Origin of the sequence: Enterobacter sp. 118C5, assembly GCF_034107645.1 — a bacterium.
GTDB classification, from domain to species: Bacteria; Pseudomonadota; Gammaproteobacteria; order Enterobacterales; family Enterobacteriaceae; genus Enterobacter; species Enterobacter nematophilus.
The window spans coordinates 236642-257402 of record NZ_JAWNEU010000001.1; the positions used below are offsets into that span (position 1 = coordinate 236642).

The window sequence follows — 20761 nt, forward strand, 5'->3', positions numbered from 1 at the left end:
AAATTCCTTGTTAAAAAGGGATTAATTCAACGGTTGAACGGTCAACGCGTCGTCTGCCAGAAGCAGGCGAGCCGCTTTGCCATAAAATTCGGCTGGGATCTTGTCGCTCAGCCAATATTCACCTGCGATGGACACCAGTTCCGCCGTCAGGTGAGTACAAAATATTTGCGCGTCCCGATCGCCACTTGCGCCTGCGAGCGCACGTCCACGCATCATACCGTAAACGTGAATATTGCCATCTGCAATCAGCTCTGCGCCAGCGCTGACGTGGCTTGTAACAATTAGATCACAGTTTGGTGCATAAATGCGCTGACCGGAACGAACCGGCACATCAATCATTCGCGTTTTTGTGACGGTAGTAACGTTTTGCACCGCAGGAGGGGGCGTTTGCACGGCAACGGGTGCTGCACGTGGGGCTTTTTCTTTGCCCTCATTAAGAAGAGGCAGCCCCGCACGGTCGATTTCCGCTTTCAGCTCGGGATCTTTGCAGCCGCTGATGCCGACAATACGCAGCCCGGTCGAGGAGACGGCCTGCTGGAGACGTGTCCAGTTAACCGGCGCCTCAAGACCGCTGACGTTGATGACGACAGGGGCGTGCTTCAGAAAGGCGGGAGCCTGGGCGATTTTGTCTTCTAACGCCTGACGAATAACCTCGGGTTTTGCATCATGCAAATGTACCACTGATAAGGTGAAGCTACTGCCTTTAAGCTCGATGGGCGTGTTTGACATCCTGGCCTTACTCAATTTGCTATTAACCGCAACCATTCGCTGCGATATTCCGAAGAGTATCAGGCATGTTATAGTCAGGAGTATATTGAGGCAAGCAACCACCCATTAATTCAGAGTAAAAACATGTTTTGTGTGATCTACAGAAGTACAAGCCGTGACCAGACCTATCTTTATGTCGAAAAGAAAGACGATTTTTCACGCGTGCCGGAAGAATTAATGAAGAACTTTGGCCGACCACAGCTGGCGATGCTGCTGCCGCTGGACGGTCGTAAAAAGCTGGTGAATGCCGATCTGGAAAAAGTGAAAACGGCATTAGCCGAGCAGGGCTATTATTTACAGCTGCCACCGCCGCCTGAGAATTTATTAAAACAGCACCTCGAGGCAACCGGGAAAAAATAGTCTCAGCTGTTTTCGGGCATAACACATCAACCGATTAGGGGTCGAGCATGTATCAACATCATAACTGGCAAGGTGCATTACTGGATTATCCCGTCAGCAAAGTGGTCTGCGTGGGCAGCAACTATGCGAAGCATGTTCAGGAGATGGGCAGCGCAACCCCAGAAGAGCCGGTCCTGTTTATTAAGCCCGAGACGGCGCTGTGCGATATCCGCCAGCCGCTGGCGCTGCCGCAGGGGCTGGGTTCGGTGCATCACGAAGTAGAGCTCGCCGTGCTGATCGGCGCCACGCTCCGTCAGGCCTCCGAAGAGCATGTCGAGAAAGCGATTGCCGGCTACGGCGTGGCGCTGGATCTGACCCTGCGCGACGTGCAGGGCAAAATGAAGAAGGCGGGGCAGCCGTGGGAAAAAGCCAAAGGCTTTGATAACGCATGTCCGATTTCAGGATTCATTCCGGTGAGTGAATTTATTAACGATCCGCAGGACACCCCGCTCAGCCTGAAGGTTAACGGCGAGATCCGCCAGCAGGGCACCACGGCAGATATGATCCATAAGATTGTCCCGCTAATTGCCTATATGAGCCGTTTCTTCACCCTGAAGCCGGGCGATGTGATCCTGACCGGCACGCCGGAAGGCGTGGGCCCGCTCGCCAGCGGCGATGAGCTGGAGGTCGGTTTTAACGGCCTGTCGCTAAAAACCCGCGTGCTGTAACCGCATCTTGCCGCCTGAAGAGGGCGGCAAAACTTGCAACAACGTGCCAGACTCGTTATAAGGTGCGCTTTCTTTTGACGTGTGGACATCCTGATGAACGACATCCCTTTCTGGCAAAGCAAAACTCTCGACGACATGACCGACGCGGAATGGGAATCCCTGTGCGACGGCTGCGGACAGTGCTGCCTGCACAAGCTGATGGATGAAGATACGGACGAAATCTATTTCACTAACGTCGCCTGCAGGCAGCTGAACATCAAAACCTGCCAGTGCCGCAACTATGAGCGTCGGTTTGAATTTGAGCCGGACTGCATCAAATTAACCCGTGATAATCTGCCCACCTTTGAATGGCTGCCGCACACCTGCGCATATCGTCTGCTGGCGGAAGGGAAAGAACTGCCGAACTGGCATCCGCTGCTGACGGGGTCGAAAGCGGCAATGCACGGCGAGCGCATTTCGGTGCGCCACATTGCGGTGAAAGAGTCCGAGGTGCGGGACTGGGAAGACCACATCATGAATCACCCTAATCGGTGATAATAAAAAACCCGCCGAGGCGGGTTTTTATTGGGGTGCGGCCTGATGCCCTCACCCCAACCCTCTCCCACGGGAGAGGGCGCAAAAACTAAAAACGGCAACTATCGTTGCCGTTTTGCTTTTACCTTCCGAACAGATCGCGCTTCTTCGGCTTGAACGGCTGGGCAATCAGCACCAGCAGCGCCACGACGAAGTAGGCCACAAAAATGCCCACCAGCCACTGCGGCATCTCCAGCGTCAGGAATTCCCATTGACGTACGGAGCAGTCACCGGAGGCGACAAACACCTGCGGCAGCCACTTATCCAGCGGCAGCCAGCTCGGGAAGCGGGCGGCGAAATCACAGGTCATAAACGGTGACGGATGCAGCTGCATCATGGTGTGCTGCCAGGAAAGCTCAATCCCTTTCCAGGCGCTGTACAGCCAGATTGCAATACCCGCATAGCGCAACGGCGTTTTCGGGGCAATCGCGCCCACCAGGCCCGCACCCATAATGCCGAATAGCGCGCAGCGCTCGTAGATGCACAGCACGCAGGGCTTGAGTCCCATCACGTGCTGGAACCAGAGCGCAACCATTTCCAGCGCAAAGGCGGTCAGGGCCATCAACAACCACGCTCCGCGACCGCGGGAGCACTGGTTTAAAAATCTCAACATAATCATTTCCCTGGAACATGCTTAGAAAGCGCAGTGTAAACGAATTTTAATGCGCCGCAAGTATACCCGCTTGTAACAGCCATTGCGTACAGGGAACGAGAGTAATTTTGATGCACAGCAAACCAACAACGGTGAGTACCAGCGTGTACGGCAGCGCCATCCAGACCATTCTTCCATAAGAAAGTCGTATGAGCGGCGCCAGCGCGGAGGTCAGCAGGAAGAGAAATGCCGCCTGGCCGTTCGGTGTTGCAACGGAGGGCAGGTTGGTTCCGGTGTTGATGGCCACCGCCAGCAGTTCGAACTGTCCGGTGCTGACGATCCCTTGCTCTATCGCCGCTTTGGCCTCATTGATGTACACCGTCCCGACAAAGACGTTATCGGAAATAGAGGACAACAGACCGTTAAATAAATAGAACAGCGTAAGCTGCGAGTCCGGCGAGGCCTGGAGCACAAACGCGATAATCGGTGCGAAAAGGTGTTGATCGATAATCACCGCCACGACCGCAAAGAAGACCGCCAGCAGTGCGGTAAACGGCAGGGCTTCGGTAAAGGCTTTACCAATAGCATGCTCGTCCGTTACCCCGCTAAAGGTGGTCGCAAGAATAATAACCGAGAGGCCAATCAACCCGACTTCGGCAAGATGCAACGCCAGCGCGGCGATAAGCCAGATGCCGATGATCCCCTGCGCAATCAGACGCAGCGTCTCCTGGCGCGTACGCTGTTTGCGGCTCTGCTCGTCAAATTTATGCAGTTCATTGCGGACGGGCTCAGGCAGCTGTGCGCCGTAGCCGAACAGCCTGAATTTTTCGACCAGAATGCAGGTCGCTAACCCGCAGACCAGCACAGGCACGCTGACGGGGGCCATGCGCAGGAAAAATTCGCCAAAATGCCATTCAGCCGCTTTGGCGATGATCAGGTTTTGCGGCTCGCCCACCATGGTCATCACGCCGCCCAGCGCCGTACCGACCCCCGCGTGCATCATCAGGCTGCGCAGAAACGCGCGGAACTGTTCCAGCACGTCGCGGTTATGCGCCTCGACGTGGCTATCGTCCTGCAAATCTTCACTCGGGCGAGAGGAGGCCACGCGGTGATAAATGCCGTAAAATCCTACGGCGACGCTGATCACCACCGCGACAACGGTGAGCGCATCCAGGAAGGCCGACAGAAAGGCGGCGGCGAGGCAAAACGCCAGCGAGAGGATCGTTTTAGACGGAATGCTCAGCAGCAGACGGGTAAAGATAAACAGCAGAAGCTGTTTCATAAAGTAGATACCGGCCACCATAAAAATGAGCAGCAGGAGCACTTCAAGATTTGAGGCCAGCTCCGCTTTGACATGCTCTGCGGACGTCATGCCGATGACCACCGCCTCAAACGCCAGCAAACCGCCAGGCAGCAGGGGATAGCACTTCAGCGCCATGGCCAGGGTGAAGATAAACTCCGCCACCAGCAGCCACCCGGCGATAAACGGATTCACGCTAAAAATGATGGGATTAACGACCAGGAAAACCAGCAGTATCAGTTTGTACCAGTCAGGAGAATGACCTAAAAAATTGCGCCACAGCGCGCGCCCAAAAGAAATTTCCACAACAGACGTCCTTCCCGTCAAGTAAAACAAAACATCAGTATACGCAAAAATCGCGGCCCGGAGGCGGATAAGACCGCATTGTAAATTTCACGAAAATGAAACGGCGATCCCTCTTTTCTCACTTTGCCGCGCTACCTGCCGCTGCACGCCTCTGGTATGATGAGTCCAATTTGCAAAAAGCTGTGTAATGGAAATCTCACTATGGTCATTAAGGCGCAGAGCCCGGCGGGTTTCGCGGAAGAGTACATCATTGAAAGCATCTGGAATAATCGTTTCCCTGCGGGGTCCATTCTTCCGGCTGAACGCGAACTCTCTGAACTGATTGGCGTCACTCGCACCACGCTGCGTGAAGTGCTTCAGCGACTGGCGCGCGATGGCTGGTTGACGATCCAGCACGGCAAGCCAACAAAGGTAAACAACTTCTGGGAAACCTCGGGGCTGAACATTCTTGAAACGCTGGCGCGCCTCGACCACGAAAGCGTGCCGCAGCTGATTGATAACCTGCTCTCCGTGCGCACCAACATCGCGACTATCTTTATTCGCACCGCTTTCCGTCAGCATCCTGAAGATGCGCTTGCGGTGCTGGCCAGCGCGAATGAAGTTGAAGATCACGCCGATGCTTTTGCCACCCTCGATTACAACGTGTTTCGCGGCCTGGCGTTTGCCTCCGGCAACCCGGTTTACGGCCTGATCCTCAACGGTATGAAAGGGCTCTATACCCGCATTGGTCGTCACTACTTCGCCAACCCTGAAGCCCGCAGCCTGGCGCTGGGCTTCTACCATAAGCTGAGCAAGCTCTGCACCGAAGGCCTGCACGATCAGGTTTATGAAACCGTGCGCCGATACGGCCACGACTCCGGTGAAATCTGGCACCGTATGCAGAAAACGCTGCCGGGCGATTTAGCGATTCAGAGCCGTTAAAAGAAAAACCTCTCAAGTGAGAGGTTTTTTTTCGTCGGGTGGCGCTTCGCTTACCGGGCCTAGAGCGTATTCAACCGCGCCGGGCACCGATCCAGCAGCTCCACGCTGCCGTCCTCATTCTGCTGCTCCAGCTGCACGTCAAAGCCCCACAGGCGGTGCACGTGCTTCAGCACCTCTTTGCGCCCTTTATCCAGCGGCGCGCGGTTGTGCGGGATATAGCGCAGCGTCAGGGAACGGTCGCCGCGCAGGTCCACGTTCCACACCTGAATATTGGGTTCAAGGTTGCTCAGGTTGTACTGGGAGGAGAGGCGGGAGCGGATCTCACGGTATCCCTCCTCGTTATGGATCGCGGAGATCTCCAGATAGTTGTTGCGGTCATCGTCCAGCACGGTGAAGAAGCGGAAATCGCGCATGATCTTCGGCGACATGAACTGGCTGATAAAGCTCTCATCCTTAAAGTCGCGCATCGCAAAATGCAGCGTTTCCAGCCAGTCAGAACCGGCGATATCCGTGAACCAGTACTTGTCCTCTTCCGTCGGCGACTGGCAGATGCGCTTAATATCCTGGAACATCGCAAACCCCAGCGCATACGGGTTAATCCCGCTGTACCACGGGCTGTTGTAGGGCGGCTGGAACACCACGTTAGTATGGCTGTGGAGGAATTCCATCATGAACCGCTCGGTGACTTTCCCCTCGTCATACAGATGGTTGAGGATGGTGTAGTGCCAGAAGGTCGCCCAGCCTTCGTTCATCACCTGGGTCTGTTTCTGCGGATAGAAATACTGGCTCACCTTACGCACGATACGCAAAATCTCGCGCTGCCACGGCTCCAGCAGCGGGGCGTTCTTCTCCATAAAATAGAGCAGGTTTTCCTGCGGCTCGGACGGATAGCGACGCGCTTCGGCGATCGTTTTTTCCTCCTCACGCTTCGGCAGGGTACGCCACAGCATGTTCACCTGGCTCTGCAGATACTCCTCGCGGCTTTTCTGCCGGGCTTTCTCCTCCTGCAGAGAAATTTTCTGCGGGCGTTTATAGCGGTCCACGCCGTAGTTCATCAGCGCGTGGCAGGAGTCGAGCAGCTTCTCCACTTCGTCCACGCCGTAGCGCTCTTCGCAGTCGGTAATGTATTTACGCGCGAAGATCAGGTAATCAACGATGGAGCTGGCGTCCGTCCAGCTGCGGAACAGATAGTTATTTTTAAAGAAGGAGTTATGCCCGTAGCAGGCGTGCGCCATCACCAGCGCCTGCATGGTAATGGTGTTCTCTTCCATCAGATAGGCGATACACGGGTTGGAGTTAATGACGATCTCATACGCCAGCCCCTGCTGGCCGTGCTTGTACAGCCGCTCCGTTTCAATGAATTTTTTACCAAACGACCAGTGCGGATAGTTGATCGGCATCCCGACGCTGGAGTAAGCGTCCATCATCTGTTCGGAGGTAATCACCTCAATCTGATGGGGATAGGTATCCAGGCGATACAGTTTTGCCACCCGGTCGATTTCGGCGAGGTAGACATCCAGCAGCTCGAAGGTCCAGTCGGGTCCATCGCTCAGACGTGTGTTGTCCTTGTTCAGGGAATCAATAGTAGCCATTAGCGCGCCCTCGTTGTGGGTGCTCTCTCTGTCTGGAGAGCCTCCTTTCAAGCATAGATCAACGTGTTAAAAAGCGTGCTGGCGCAGAAATTTTTTCTTTGCGATTTCCCGTTTTTGATACGGCAAAAAAAGCGCACTCATCAGAATTTTATGCTGGTTAAAAATAAAGCTCAGCAGGAGATCCCAAATTACACCTGTCCCCTGATGCTGGGGGATGTGTGAGGCAAGTCACCATAAAAAAGTCGTATGTTGAATAATATTTTCAACTAGGTTATCAATCTGTAATTAGATGATTGTTCTTTTGCTCATAATGGAGTGGCTATGCGTGTTGTCATACTGGGAAGTGGTGTCGTTGGCGTAACCAGCGCCTGGTATTTAAGTCAGGCGGGACATGAGGTTACCGTTATCGATCGTGAATCCGGCCCGGCGCTTGAAACCAGTGCGGCAAACGCCGGTCAAATCTCTCCCGGCTATGCGGCCCCGTGGGCGGCGCCCGGCGTGCCGCTGAAGGCGATCAAATGGATGTTCCAGCGCCACGCGCCGCTGGCCATCAGCCTTGACGGCACGCAGTTCCAGCTGAAGTGGATGTGGCAGATGCTGCGCAACTGCGACACCCGCCACTACATGGAAAACAAAGGGCGCATGGTGCGTCTGGCGGAGTACAGCCGTGACTGCCTCAAAGCCCTGCGCGCGTCGACGGGGATCGAGTACGAAGGCCGTCAGGGCGGCACGCTGCAGCTGTTCCGCACCGAGCAACAGTATGAAAACGCCACCCGCGATATCGCCGTGCTGGAAGATGCCGGCGTACCTTACCAGCTGCTGGAGGCCAGCCAGCTGGGCCAGGTTGAACCCGCGCTGGCCGAAGTGGCCCACAAGCTGACCGGCGGCCTGCGTCTGCCGAATGACGAAACCGGCGACTGTCAGCTCTTTACCCAGCGTCTGGCGCAGATGTGCGAGCAGGCGGGGGTGAAATTCCGCTTTAATACCTCCGTCGACAAACTGCTGTCGGAAGGCGAAAAAATTTACGGCGTGAAGTGCGGCGACGAGGTGATCAAAGCCGATGCCTACGTGATGGCGTTTGGTTCCTACTCCACTGCCATGCTGAAAGGCATCCTCGATATTCCGGTCTACCCGCTCAAGGGCTACTCGCTCACCATCCCGGTGAAAGAGGAGAGCGGGGCGCCGGTGTCGACCATTCTGGATGAAACCTACAAAATCGCCATCACCCGCTTCGATAACCGTATTCGCGTCGGCGGCATGGCGGAGATTGTCGGCTTCAACACCGAACTGTTGCAGCCGCGTCGTGAAACGCTGGAGATGGTGGTGGGCGATCTCTTCCCGCGCGGCGGTTTTGTTGAGCAGGCGACGTTCTGGACCGGCCTGCGTCCGATGACCCCGGACGGCACGCCGATTGTCGGACGTACGCCGTTCAAAAACCTGTGGACCAATACGGGACACGGCACGCTCGGCTGGACGATGGCCTGCGGATCGGGCCAGCTGCTGAGCGACCTGATTTCCGGGCGCACGCCGGCAATTCCGTTTGACGATTTAAGCGCTGCGCGCTATCAATCAGGATTTACGCCATCGCGCCCTCAGCACCTGCACGGCGCGCATAACTAAGGAGCTGTCATGTCCCGTCCTGTTCTGGCTCAGCTGGATCTGCAGGCCCTGAAGGAAAACCTGCAAATTGTTCGCCGGGCAGCACCTGGTTCGCGCGTCTGGTCAGTCGTCAAGGCAAACGCCTACGGCCACGGTATTGACCGCATATGGAGCGCGCTCGGCGCGACCGACGGTTTTGCGTTACTGAATCTCGAAGAGGCCATCCTGCTGCGCGAGCGCGGCTGGAAAGGGCCTATTCTGCTGCTGGAGGGGTTCTTCCACGCGGACGATCTGCCGCTGCTGGATAAGTACCGGTTGACCACCAGCGTGCACAGCAACTGGCAGATTAAAGCCATTCAGGATGCGAAGCTTCACGCTCCGCTGGATATTTATCTCAAGGTGAACAGCGGCATGAACCGCCTGGGCTTCCAGCCCGAGCGGGTCCATACGGTCTGGCAGCAGCTGCGCGCCCTGAAAAACGTCGGCGAAATGACGCTGATGGCGCACTTTGCCGATGCGGAAAAACCGGACGGTATTGCTGATGCCATGGTCCGCATTGAGCAGGCGGCTGAAGGGCTCGATTGTCCGCGCTCCCTGTCGAACTCGGCGGCGACGCTTTGGCATCCTGAAGCCCACTATAACTGGGTACGTCCGGGAATTGTTCTGTACGGTGCATCACCCTCAGGGCAGTGGCAGGATATCGCCAACAGCGGCCTGAAGCCGGTCATGACCCTGCGCAGCGAGATCATCGGCGTGCAGACGCTGAAGGCGGGCGATACGGTGGGCTACGGCAGCCGCTACCGGGCGAAGGGCGAGCAGCGTATCGGCATCGTCGCGGGCGGTTATGCTGACGGCTATCCGCGCATCGCGCCGACCGGCACGCCGGTCTGGGTGGATGGGGTGCGCACGGGCACGGTTGGCACCGTCTCAATGGATATGCTGGCGGTTGACCTGACGCCATGCCCGCAGGCAGGGATCGGTTCACCGGTCGAGCTGTGGGGCAACGAAATCAAAATTGATGACGTGGCGGCCGCGGCGGGAACGGTAGGGTATGAACTGATGTGTGCCCTGGCGCCGAGAGTGCCGGTTGTGACAGTGTAACTTGTACCTTTGCCGGGTGACGCGAAGCCGCCACCCGGCAAAAAAACTACTCATCGTCTTCTTCCATCGGCCTTAAACCGACCTTCCGCACCGCGTTATCTTCTTTTTCGGCAACCGTCCAGATCATCCCGGCAAACTCCACCTGGTCACCCACAACCGGCGCAGCGCCAAGCCGCTGCTGAATGATTTCGCCCAGCGTTTGCGGGTTATCGCCGTCTTCAGCACCTTCATCCAGGCCATAAATGAGCGCTACATCCGCAAATTTGGCGCTGGCTTCCAGAATAAAATCGCCGAAGAAACGCTGATCCAGCGCCACGGGAGGCGACTGGCTGAACAGCTTGCCCAGCGCGGGCAGGTCGCGCTCGCGGCCAATCACGCACAGAATATCCCCTTCGCGCAGGCGGGTGCTGCCGGTAGGGTGCAGCAGGACATTATCGCGAAACAGGGCGGCAATGCGCGTTTCGGCAGGCATGTGCAAATCGCGCAGCGAGGCTCCCACGCACCATTTGTCGGCGCTCAGCTGATAGACGAACTGCTCCCACGGGTTTTCCGGGTGAATATCCAGCCCCACGCGGGAGACCGGCCAGCCCACGGGCGGCACCACCACTTTGGCCTTTTTCGCCGCCCACCCGAGCGACGTGCCCTGGAACAGCAGGGAAATCAGCACCACGAAGAACGCCACGTTGAAGAACAGCCGCGCGTTGTCCAGACCGGCCATCATCGGGAACACCGCAAGGATAATCGGCACCGCGCCGCGCAGGCCGACCCAGCTGATAAAGACGCGCTCGCGCAGGTTAAAGCCGCGAAACGGCAGCAGGCCTGCAAACACGGAGAGCGGACGGGCGAAGAAGATCATCCACGCCGACAGCAGCAGCGCCGGAACGGCGATCGGCAGCAGGTCCGACGGCGTCACCAGCAGGCCCAGCACCAGGAACATGCCGATTTGCGCCAGCCACGCCAGGCCGTCGAAGTTCTGCAAAATGGCGTGACGGTTGCGAATAGGGCGGTTGCCCATCAGGAACCCGCAGAGGTAGACGGCGAGAATACCGCTGCCATCCAGCGCGGTGGTGACGGCAAAAATCAGGATCCCGCCGCTGAGCGCCAGCAGAGGGTAAAGCCCCGAGGGCAGAGAAATGCGGTTGATCGTCTGCTGTAGCAGGTATCCCCCCGCCAGGCCGATGACAATCCCCAGCCCGAACTGCTGCAGAATATGTAGGGCAAACATCCAGCTCAGGCCCGTCTCGTGCTGCTGGATCATCTCTATCAGCGTGATGGTCAGGAATACCGCCATCGGATCGTTACTGCCGGATTCAATCTCAAGCGTTGAGCCAACGCGTTCGTTAAGCCCTTTACCGCCAAGCAGGGAAAAGACCGCCGCCGCATCGGTAGAGCCAACGATTGCGCCAATCAGCAGGCCTTCCATCAGATCGAGATTGAAAAGCCAGGCGGCCATCATCCCGGTGAGGCCGGAAGTGATCAACACGCCGACGGTCGCCAGCGACAGCGCAGGCCCTAAGGCCACGCGGAAGGAGCTCGCCTGAGTGCGCATCCCTCCGTCGAGCAGGATCACCGCCAGCGCGAGGTTACTCACCATATAGGCGAAGGGATAGTTATCGAAGGGGATACCGCCGATGCCGTCAACGCCAGCCAGCATGCCGATGGCAAGGAAAATAACAAGAATGGGTATGCCAAGACGCGATGAAAATGAACTTAATAAAATACTGCTGGTTACAAGCACAGAACCCAAAATGAAAAGGCTGATTATCGCTGCGGCATCCAATGTTCTCTTACTCCCACCTCAATGTTAACGCTGTTACTAAAACCCTAACATATTAACAACGGTAACAGCGTTTTATTAAGGGGGTTTTTTATGCTTTTATGACCGGATGACCGCCGATAGTCAACCGACTGCCTGAAACATCGTGTGTCAGTGTCGCCTGCGCGCCCAGCGCAAGGGTAACGGTCTGCTGTTCATGACCAAAATCCAGTCCGGTGATAACCGGAATATCCAGCCGCGAGCGGATAAAATCGACCATCGTTTCCAGGGTGTAACCCGCGTCATAATCGTTCGGGGCAGAGCCGCTAAAGCTGCCCAGCACAATTGCGGACTGGCGATCGAGAATACCGGCATGATAAAGCTGCAACAGCATGCGCTCGACGCGGAAGGGATGTTCGTTAATATCTTCCAGCACCAGAATGCCGTCCTCGATTTGCGGCATCCACGGCGAGCCGATGAGCGAGACCAGCATCGCCAGGTTACCGCCCCAGAGCTGGCCCTCACATTCCCAGTGCGGCCCATTCCCCTGCCATTCCACGCTGTAGGTGGGGTTGCGCAGCGCGCGCCAGAAATGCTCCACGGTGAACGCGTCCAGTTCCGGCGCGCCGAAGTTACCGGCCAGCATCGGGCCGCTAAACGTGATGACGTTATGCAGCGCCAGCAGACCAAGCTGGATGGCGGTGAAATCGCTGTGGCCGCATATCAGCAGCGGATCCTGCTGCTGGCGCTGCGCCAGGCCCTGCCAGTCAATGCTCTCCAGCAGCCTACTCGCACCGTAGCCGCCGCGCACCGCAAGGACTATTCGGTTTTCGCCCTTCAGGTTCACCAGGCTATTGATATCATTCAGCCTCTGCGCTTCCGTTCCGGCAAAACGCTGCTGGCGGCGGGGGATAATTGTCTGATTTTCTACCTGATGGCCGGAATTCAGTAAGCGCTGAACGCCTCGCTGCGCCGCGTCCTGGTTAATACAGTAGCCCGAAGGCGCGATGAGATGAATCTGAGACATGGCAATTCCTTGCTGAATGAGAAACTAATTGTCTATATCATGCCGCGTATACGCTGCCTGCTTCAAGGGCGGCGCACCGCGATGACCGGCTATAAGGATAGATGACGTGAAATTGAGATGGTTTGCTTTTTTGATTGTGTTGCTGGCTGGCTGTAGTTCAAAACATGATTATCAAAACCCGCCCTGGAACCCGGAAGTGCCGGTGAAACGGGCCATGCAGTGGATGCCGATCAGTGAACAAGCCGGAAAGGCCTGGGGCGTCAGTCCGCGTCTGATCACCGCCATTATTGCGGTGGAGTCCGGCGGCAATCCCACGCTTGTCAGCAAATCCAACGCGGTGGGGCTGATGCAGCTGAAAGCGTCAACGGCGGGGAGAGAGGTCTACCGCTATATGGGCTGGAGCGGCCAGCCGTCGACCAGCGAGCTGAAGAACCCGGAACGCAACATTTCTATGGGGACCGCTTACCTGAGCATTCTGGAACATGGCGTGCTGAAGGGCATTGAGGACCCGGAAGTGATGCAATACGCGCTGGTGGTCTCGTACGTGAACGGCGCAGGGGCGCTGCTCAGAACCTTCTCCTCTGACCGTAAAGAGGCGATTGAGGAGATCAACGACATGGACAAAGATGAGTTCGTCGAGCATGTGGCGAAAAATCATCCGGCACCGCAGGCGCCTCGCTATATCTGGAAAGTACAGAAAGCGATGGATGCCATGTAATGCCGCAAACGGGCGGCGCTCGCTGCCCGACTTCTCTCAAAGTACCTTATTCGCACGTTCCCGTGCTTCCCGCTCCAGCGAATAGATAATGCGCTGCAGCTCGCGCTCCGCGCCTGGCCCGACGTTCAGGAAACGAAAGCTCAGCCGCGGCGAGGTAATCGTTTCATTTTTGCTGTCCACTACCGTGCGCTCGCTGATGGCGATCAGCTGTGCATCGAAATAAAAACGGCCCCAGCCCGCCATGTCCAGTTCAATTTGCGTAAACCGCATGCCTTCGACCAGGCCCTCCGGCTTCGGGGTATCCATCAGCGCGCCCATTCCGCCCAGCGACAGGTCAAAGAGACGGAAGCGGATCTCTTTTTTGTCCGGCATTTTTGCCTTACAAAAATAGGCAGGGTGAAGCGGGGCGCTGATGCGGAAATATTCACGACGCTGAACAAACCAGAGGTTGCCAGGAAGGGGGGAAACAAAAGCCGGAAGTCCCTGGTATTCGCTCAGCTCCAGTCGCGGCAGGACAAACTCCACTTTGGCACCGTGGGTTTCGGCCATGACCACGATATTCTCTGCTTTCAGCGCCGCGCGGTTTTCATACTCCTGGCTGCCCAGGTCAATAACCAGCCGCTCCTGCGAGACGTCAAGGATTTTGCTGATGAACTGATTATTCGACCAGCTGATGCGCAGCGGCACTTCGCCTTTTTGCAGGTCGCGTAATACCCCTAATACAGCCAGCGGATTTTGCTTGAGGAACTGCTCACTGTAATGACTCACGCCGGATGGCTCCTTGATTGATGACAGACTGTCTTAGCGTTATCGGCAATCCACCTCCAAACTTAATACAAACCGGTGAGTTTTTTTACCGTTGCCCGCAGGATAAGTCGGTGAGACGAAACTGGTTTTCCGGTGATGACCTATACTTAAGTTAGCTGTGCAGAAGGTTTTCTGCACATGCGTTTAATCTGCAAGAGGGCATTGCTATGGGTATCATCGCCTGGATTATTTTTGGCCTTATTGCTGGCGCTATCGCAAAACTGATCATGCCGGGAAACGATGGCGGCGGCTTTATTTTGACCTGCGTACTCGGGGTCGTTGGTGCGGTTGTAGGCGGCTGGCTGGCGACGATGTTTGGTTTTGGTGGTGACATCAGTGGTTTCGACATGCACAGTTTCCTTGTCGCTGTCGTGGGGGCCATTGTCGTGCTGGGCATATTCAGATTACTGCGACGAGCATAAAGTGACAGAACGGCTCTCTGCGGAGGGCCGTTTTTTTTGCCGCCATATTGATTTGCTAATCTAAATGATAATAATTGTCGTTCCGTATTGCATTTAACAAAAAGACGACATTATGAACTCCTCACGTTTTAGGTTATGCGCCCTGGCGGGTGCCGTCACGCTGGCACTGCAGGTCCAGGCTTTCGCCGAAGAATCCACCATCGTCGTCACGGGCTCAGAGCAGGGCAGCGCGCTGCCGGCCTGGACCAACAGCGCCACAAAATCGGCCGTTGCCGAAAGTAAAACGCCGCAGGTTATCAACACGCTCTCTGCGCCGGAAATTGAAAAGCGTCACGCGAACTCCGTGAACGAAATCCTGCGCTATGCCCCCGGCGTCTCGACCGAGGTGCGGGGTAACACCTCCTATATGAGCGAATACAAAATTCGTGGCTTTACCGTTGACCAGGAGTTCTACAACGGGCTGCAGCTGCCCTATAACGTCACCGGCAACACCAAGGCGCGCATCGATCCGCTGTTAATAGAGAGCGTCGATATCCTGAAAGGGCCTTCATCGGTGCTTTACGGCGGCGGTTCGCCGGGCGGGCTGGTAAATATTCAAAGTAAAAAGCCGCAGCGGGAAGCCCGAACCGAGGTCGGTTTTAACACCGGGAACCGTAATCTGAAAGAAGGCTACCTAGATTCGACCGGACAAATTGCCGACAGCGACTGGAGTTACCGTCTGCTGGGCAAGGCGACGGAGAATGACGATCAGCCGCACACCAGCCGCTATGAAAATTACCTGGTCGCCCCGTCCGTTACCTGGCAACCCGACAGCAAAACCCGCCTCACCCTGGATGCGCTGGCGCAAAACTCCCCGAGCCTGACGCCGTCTAACCCGCTGCCGCTCGCTTATTTGCGCTCGAAATATGCCGATCGCCGGGATTACGCCGGAGACGAGTGGAGCGGGTTTAAGCAGCGCCAGTGGATGCTGGGCTACAGCTTCGAACACGAGTTCGACAGCGGCTGGGGCTTTAGCCAGAAAGCGCGCTATTTCGACGTCGATACCCACCAAAACAGCGTCTACGCGACGGGAACGGGAAGCGAGGTCTATCAGCTTAACCGCTTTGCCTATACCACCGATGAAGATCTTAAGAGCTTCAACATCGACAACCAGGTGACCAAAACCGTTGCGCTGGGCGACTGGAAACACCATCTGCTGGCCGGGTTTGACTATCAGAGGCTGAACTCCCATTTCCACTACCGTTACGCGTCGACCACGCCGGGCATGGATATGCGTAACCCGGACTATTCGCAAATCCACGAAAGCGCGCTGGGGCTCTATACCGCCCAGAAAAACCGCCTCAGCTATCAGCAGAACGGGTACTACCTGCAGGATCGGGTGGAATTTGGCGGCTTAAATCTGCTGGGCAGCCTGCGATACGACGATTACCGTTCCGTCACCACCGATTACCTGCAAAACGGCGATAAGGCCTGGGTATCGCAGGATCGCGTGACCAAACGCCTGGGGGCGCTTTATGCCTTCGAAAACGGTATTTCGCCGTTTATCAGCTATTCAGAAGGTTTTGCACCGGTGTCGCCGCAGGGAACGCTCACGGCGAAAGACGTCAAGCCGACCACCAGCAAGCAGGTAGAAGGCGGGGTAAAATATCTGCTGGCCGAGTATGCCACGACGTTTACCGCCTCGGTGTTTAACATCCGGCAGAAAAACGTCGTCACTTCCGACCCAGGCTTCCTGAACTACCGTCAGACCGGTGAAGTGGAATCCAAAGGCGCGGAGCTCTCCGCCATCAGCCGTCCGACGGACAACCTGACGCTGATTGCCAACTATGCCTACACCCACGCAATTAATACCGAAGATGATAAGTACCAGGGCAAACGTCCAACCCAGGTGCCGGAAAATGCGTTCAACCTGTGGGGAGACTACACCTTCGAGAGCACGCCGCTGAAGGGGCTGATGCTGGGAGCCGGGGCGCGCTACACCGGCCCGATGGAGATTTCACCGTCTAACGATGCGGGTAAGCTGGGGGGCACCACGCAGTACGATCTGGCGGCCTCGTACCGGATGGGCGAAATTCTGCCTTCGCTGGCGGGGTTAACGCTTAAGGCGAGTATGCAGAACATCACCAATAAAGAGACGCTGACCTGCTACGACGCGACCAACTGCTGGATTGGGCGCGACAGGACGTATCAGCTAGGGGCGAGTTATAGCTTCTGAGGATCTAACCCTCTCCCCATTGGGGAGAGGGTTACCCCTTACTGTGCTGCGCTTTTCGCTGGCGCAGCCTCATCGTTCGCCGCAGGCTGATTTTCCGGCACGCTGTCGCACGGTTTCTCCTTAGGACAAACCAGATCCAGCATTTTCAACGTCACGCCGTTACTCCAGCCGAAACCATCCTGAAGCGGATATTCACCGCCGCCACCGCCGGTACCGGTAGAAGAGACATCATACTTCTCCACCAGCTTCTTCTCGCGGTCGTAAGTATGCTGAACGTTCTTCAGGAAGCGCCAGGTTACGTCCATCGCCACCTTGTTCTGCCCGTAGTTCTGCAACCCTTCTGTGGCCACCCACTGCAGCGGCGCCCAGCCGTTTGGCGCATCCCACTGCTGGCCGCTGTTGATGGTGGTGGTGGCGATCCCGCCCGGCTTCAACAGGCGCGCGGAGGTGGCCGCGGCCACTTTATCGGCGCGATCCTGCGCCGCTGCCTTCACGTAGAGTGGGAAGAGCGCGGCGGCCGTGAGCTGGTTGCGCACCTTCTTGCTCTTGAGATCGTAATCGGCGTACCAGCCCTCTTTATCGTTCCACAGGTGGCGCTCAATGGCTTTTTGACGCGCGGTTGCCAGTGCCTCATATTTACTCGCCGCCGCGCTGTCGCCGGCCTCCTGGCCCGCTCGCGCGAGCAGTTTTTCCATTTTAAACATCAGGGCGTTCAGATCGACGGGCACAATGCTGGTGGTGCGGATGGTGCCGAGCTTTTGCGGGTCGTCCATCCAGCGGGAGCTAAAGTCCCAGCCCGAGGCCGCAGCGGAGCGCAGATCGCGGTAGATTTCCGTCACAGGCCGGTTAGGGTTGCTCTTCGCCGTGGTGATATCGTCAAGCCAGGACTCCGGGCGCGGGGTATCGCGATCGTCCCAGTAGCGGTTGAGTACCGAACCGTCATCAAGCTTCACCACGCGCTGGTTAGCCTGCCCAGGCTGAAGGCTTTCTACGCCCTCCATCCAGTAGGTGTACTCTTTTTCCATTTGTGGACGGTATTTTTTCAGCGCGTCTTTATCATGCGTCGCCAGCAGTTCCACCATCAGGGAGAAGAACGGCGGCTGGGAGCGGCTCAGGTAGTAGCTGCGGTTGCCGTTGGGGATATGGCCGAAGGTATCAATTTCCCAGGCGAAGTTATCCACCATATCGCTGATTTTGTCCCAGTGGCCGCTTTCGGCTAAGCCCAGCATGGTGAAATAGCTGTCCCAGTAGTATATCTCGCGGAAGCGCCCGCCTGGCACCACGTAAGGCTTCGGTAACGGCAGCAGGGAATCCCACTTGTTGCTGGCTTTGTCCGTGGTGCGCGTCAGCACAGGCCAGAGGTCGTCAATGTGTTCACGTAAGCTTTGTCCCGCAGGCGGCACATATTTTTCACCTTCCGCAGGCAGCGTGAAGTTCATCTCCACAAAGTGGCGCAGGTCAAAGCTGGTCTGGGTGTGCTGCATCCGGTAATCCGCCAGAATCATCAGCGGGTCGCTTTTGGGAACGGCATCGGCAAAGGTTTTTTGATCGGGAAACAGTTTGGCACTCTGCACGTCGTTAAACAGAGGGCCAAGCAAAATATCGGGTGAATTTTTCTGGTAGGCTGGCTTTTCTTCAGCATAACCCATCGTTGCCACACCGAGCAGCGCGCCTCCCAGCGCGAGGTGCAAAAGAGCAGGGCGTAAAGTACGAGGTCTTATCATCGGTTCGTCTCCTGTATTCCTGAGCAGCGTGACCGCTGTTATCAATCACCTGAAAACCTTAGACGAATATCGCCCGCTTCGCGTGTTGAATATCCCATTTTGCGCAGAACCAGACAATTTACCGCTTCGTCAGGCTTTACTGGATGGAAGGAGTTTGTTCTGAAAACGAAATTTAAAAAAATATGCCTTTGTGAGACTGTCCTGATAGATAATAAACGCTTACATTTTTTGTAATTGCATGATACGATGAGAATTATTAACTTTAAGGTTCAAAAAATGAACTTGCCTGTCAACATTAAGTCTCTTTCTTTAACTAATTATTCAAAAAAAGTAAAATCCTCATTCCTGGATATCACTTTTGTTATTGTTTTCTTTGTAATAGCATTTGCAGATATTAATGATTCAGCATCTTTGCCGAACTATCTATATTACTTAATTCACTATATATGGATTGCCAGTCCTTTACCTTTGGCCTATATCTCACTTCGTTTGATAAAACTACCTTCACTAATCTCAGCTTATATTGTCTTTATAGCATTTAAATTATTGGAGTATATAAGTAACGTCAAGCTATCACTCACTGGTGAGGTGCTTTCCTGGAATGACTTAGTTTCGCGTTCTAACATGTCTATTGCAAGTCATTATCTTACGCCATGGCCAATTTTTTTCCTTTTTTTGGCAATATGTTTTTGTGTGTTTTTATTCATTTTAAACAAAGTGTTTTACACAACAAAGACAAATAAAATATTACTTGCTGTTAGTTTTATTATGATGCTGCCATTCTCATTTTATACTCATTTCAGCGCTCTTTTTGGAGAGGCAAATATTCTCTCGAGGGGGATGATTTTATTAGCCAAGGAAATGAATGTCACTTATAAATCATGGAATTGGCCAGAAAACCTTAGAGACAATGGTTTGCCAATGCATATTGTGATGACTGGTTCACGTAAATCTGCACCTTTAGCTAACAAAAATAACAAAGAGAATTACGATCTTGAAAAGCAAGCGGGTAGTAAGAAATTGCCAAAACATAAAACTATCATATATGTGCTCTGTGAGTCATGCTGGTATGACAATACAAATTTCAAAGAAATCATAACCCCCATATTAAATGAAGGTTTTGTTACTTTTCGCGCGACGTCTCCAGTTTATGGCGGAGGTACTGCAAATGTTGAATTTGAAATGCTTACAGGACTTCCAAGTAATTCGAGAGTTTTATCCGGCATAATTTATCAAGAATATGCATCACAGTTTAAGTCGCATTCAGACTCCATTGCAAGTGTTTTAAAAGAAAAGGGGTTTATTACTTATGCTGCGCACAATTATTTAAAAGAATTTTGGCATAGGAATATTGTGTATAAGAAGTTTGGCTTTGAGCAATTTGATGGTCTCTATGAAATGTCTAATATAAAATTACCTGTTCCAATTGCCGCAACCAGGAAAGAATGGCAATGGCAACCCGATGATTACCTTCTTTATCACTCAGCAATTGAACATTTAAAACATGCCGATGGGAAAGGTATCTTCATGAACTTAATTACTATGTCCACACATGGCCCCTATCCTCATGAGAAAGATTCAGGAGAGTATGTATATACGTATGAGTTGAAACAAGCAGTTAGTCGCTTCGTTGATTTCGCCAAAGAAGTTCGTGAGATAGATCCTGATGCTGTTATTGTTCTTTATGGTGATCATAAACCAGCGTTGAATAAATTCTTTATGAACAGGAATGTTCTTCCTGCTAATCTGTTCAGCAAAACAGGCGATCGCGATGACGATTTTATATTTAAATGGGATATAAATCCGACCGAATATGGAGATGTGCCTGTTTTTGTAGCGGCAGGAAACAATGAGAATTTAGAAGAATTATCTGTGGTGGCAAACAATCAACCGTATTTTTGCGTATCCTCTCTGATAGATAAATACATACTTGATTCCGGACTGCCAAGTTTCAGGTACAACATTAAAAATAAATGTTATAACAAAAATGAGTCATATGAAAACAAAATCAATTCAATGCCATCATGGGTATATTCAATGGCCTTATTTGAAGGCGGTGAATAATGATATTTAATATTCAAAGAAAAATTCGATACGTTATTTAATGATAAAAACATTACAGGCGGCAAATGACAGAAGAGATAGTATCCCTGTAACATCCTGACGGCTTTAACTGCCCATGGTCGTTGATTAAAAGTTGTATGATTAAATCAATGGCTGCGGATACATTGAGTGTACTTCAGGCGGGCAAAGGCGGCAGTAAAACTCTGAAT

Annotated in this window: 18 protein-coding genes; 10 read left to right on the plus strand and 8 right to left on the minus strand. The window is 54.3% G+C overall.

Going from position 1 to position 20761, the window contains the following annotated elements:
* Positions 1-21: 21 nt before the first annotated feature.
* Positions 22-729 (minus strand): septum site-determining protein MinC, encoded by a 708-nt coding sequence (minC, locus tag UTO39_RS01155; RefSeq protein ID WP_320726224.1) that lies wholly within the window; start codon positions 727-729, stop codon positions 22-24.
* 123 nt (positions 730-852) lie between these two features.
* On the opposite strand from minC, the gene UTO39_RS01160 reads away from it, so the two are divergent.
* From UTO39_RS01160 to UTO39_RS01170, 3 genes are all read left to right on the plus strand, one after another.
* The gene (locus UTO39_RS01160; protein ID WP_023336061.1) at positions 853-1128 is read left to right on the plus strand and encodes a YcgL domain-containing protein; all 276 of its coding nucleotides are present in this window, start codon (positions 853-855) and stop codon (positions 1126-1128) included.
* Positions 1129-1175: 47 nt separating this feature from the next.
* Positions 1176-1835, plus strand: coding sequence for a fumarylacetoacetate hydrolase family protein (locus UTO39_RS01165; protein ID WP_320726225.1), 660 nt, complete (start codon positions 1176-1178; stop codon positions 1833-1835).
* A gap of 93 nt (positions 1836-1928) precedes the next feature.
* On the plus strand, positions 1929-2369 hold the full coding sequence (locus UTO39_RS01170; protein WP_320726226.1) for a YcgN family cysteine cluster protein: 441 nt from the start codon (positions 1929-1931) through the stop codon (positions 2367-2369).
* Between the two features lie 121 nt (positions 2370-2490).
* Here UTO39_RS01170 and dsbB read toward each other — a convergent pair whose 3' ends face one another.
* On the minus strand, positions 2491-3021 hold the full coding sequence (gene dsbB / locus UTO39_RS01175) for a disulfide bond formation protein DsbB (protein WP_061097913.1): 531 nt from the start codon (positions 3019-3021) through the stop codon (positions 2491-2493).
* 46 nt (positions 3022-3067) lie between these two features.
* Positions 3068-4606 carry a Na(+)/H(+) antiporter NhaB gene (nhaB, locus tag UTO39_RS01180; protein ID WP_320726227.1) on the minus strand — a complete coding sequence of 513 codons (1539 nt, stop codon included), beginning with the start codon at positions 4604-4606 and terminating at the stop codon, positions 3068-3070.
* Between the two features lie 201 nt (positions 4607-4807).
* On the opposite strand from nhaB, the gene fadR reads away from it, so the two are divergent.
* On the plus strand, positions 4808-5527 hold the full coding sequence (gene fadR / locus UTO39_RS01185) for a fatty acid metabolism transcriptional regulator FadR (RefSeq protein WP_028013515.1): 720 nt from the start codon (positions 4808-4810) through the stop codon (positions 5525-5527).
* A 59-nt stretch (positions 5528-5586) separates the two neighbouring features.
* On the opposite strand, the gene UTO39_RS01190 is transcribed toward fadR, so the two are convergent.
* Positions 5587-7119, minus strand: a complete 1533-nt coding sequence (locus UTO39_RS01190; protein WP_320726228.1) for a SpoVR family protein — start codon at positions 7117-7119, stop codon at positions 5587-5589.
* Between the two features lie 321 nt (positions 7120-7440).
* Here UTO39_RS01190 and UTO39_RS01195 point away from each other — a divergent pair, with 321 nt between their 5' ends.
* Both UTO39_RS01195 and dadX read left to right on the plus strand, forming a co-directional pair.
* Entirely contained in the window at positions 7441-8739 is a 1299-nt protein-coding gene (locus tag UTO39_RS01195) for a D-amino acid dehydrogenase (protein ID WP_151412490.1), read from the plus strand.
* A 9-nt stretch (positions 8740-8748) separates the two neighbouring features.
* Positions 8749-9819, plus strand: coding sequence for a catabolic alanine racemase DadX (gene dadX / locus UTO39_RS01200; RefSeq protein ID WP_320726229.1), 1071 nt, complete (start codon positions 8749-8751; stop codon positions 9817-9819).
* Between the two features lie 46 nt (positions 9820-9865).
* On the opposite strand, the gene UTO39_RS01205 is transcribed toward dadX, so the two are convergent.
* On the minus strand, positions 9866-11599 hold the full coding sequence (locus UTO39_RS01205) for a potassium/proton antiporter (protein WP_320726230.1): 1734 nt from the start codon (positions 11597-11599) through the stop codon (positions 9866-9868).
* Positions 11600-11687: 88 nt separating this feature from the next.
* Positions 11688-12602, minus strand: a complete 915-nt coding sequence (ldcA, locus tag UTO39_RS01210; RefSeq protein WP_320726231.1) for a muramoyltetrapeptide carboxypeptidase — start codon at positions 12600-12602, stop codon at positions 11688-11690.
* 106 nt (positions 12603-12708) lie between these two features.
* Between ldcA and emtA the strand changes: the two genes are divergently transcribed.
* On the plus strand, positions 12709-13320 hold the full coding sequence (emtA, locus tag UTO39_RS01215) for a membrane-bound lytic murein transglycosylase EmtA (protein ID WP_041909508.1): 612 nt from the start codon (positions 12709-12711) through the stop codon (positions 13318-13320).
* A 36-nt stretch (positions 13321-13356) separates the two neighbouring features.
* Here emtA and UTO39_RS01220 read toward each other — a convergent pair whose 3' ends face one another.
* Positions 13357-14088, minus strand: coding sequence for a flagellar brake protein (locus UTO39_RS01220; RefSeq protein ID WP_320726232.1), 732 nt, complete (start codon positions 14086-14088; stop codon positions 13357-13359).
* Positions 14089-14294: 206 nt separating this feature from the next.
* Between UTO39_RS01220 and UTO39_RS01225 the strand changes: the two genes are divergently transcribed.
* Together UTO39_RS01225 and UTO39_RS01230 are read left to right on the plus strand one after the other, a co-directional pair.
* On the plus strand, positions 14295-14549 hold the full coding sequence (locus UTO39_RS01225) for a GlsB/YeaQ/YmgE family stress response membrane protein (RefSeq protein ID WP_028013508.1): 255 nt from the start codon (positions 14295-14297) through the stop codon (positions 14547-14549).
* 112 nt (positions 14550-14661) lie between these two features.
* The gene (locus UTO39_RS01230; RefSeq protein ID WP_320726233.1) at positions 14662-16764 is read left to right on the plus strand and encodes a TonB-dependent siderophore receptor; all 2103 of its coding nucleotides are present in this window, start codon (positions 14662-14664) and stop codon (positions 16762-16764) included.
* Between the two features lie 38 nt (positions 16765-16802).
* Here UTO39_RS01230 and UTO39_RS01235 read toward each other — a convergent pair whose 3' ends face one another.
* Complete coding sequence (locus UTO39_RS01235) at positions 16803-18488, minus strand: alpha,alpha-trehalase (protein ID WP_320726234.1); 1686 nt, start codon at positions 18486-18488, stop codon at positions 16803-16805.
* 276 nt (positions 18489-18764) lie between these two features.
* On the opposite strand from UTO39_RS01235, the gene UTO39_RS01240 reads away from it, so the two are divergent.
* Entirely contained in the window at positions 18765-20552 is a 1788-nt protein-coding gene (locus UTO39_RS01240; protein ID WP_320726235.1) for a sulfatase-like hydrolase/transferase, read from the plus strand.
* Positions 20553-20761: the final 209 nt, after the last annotated feature.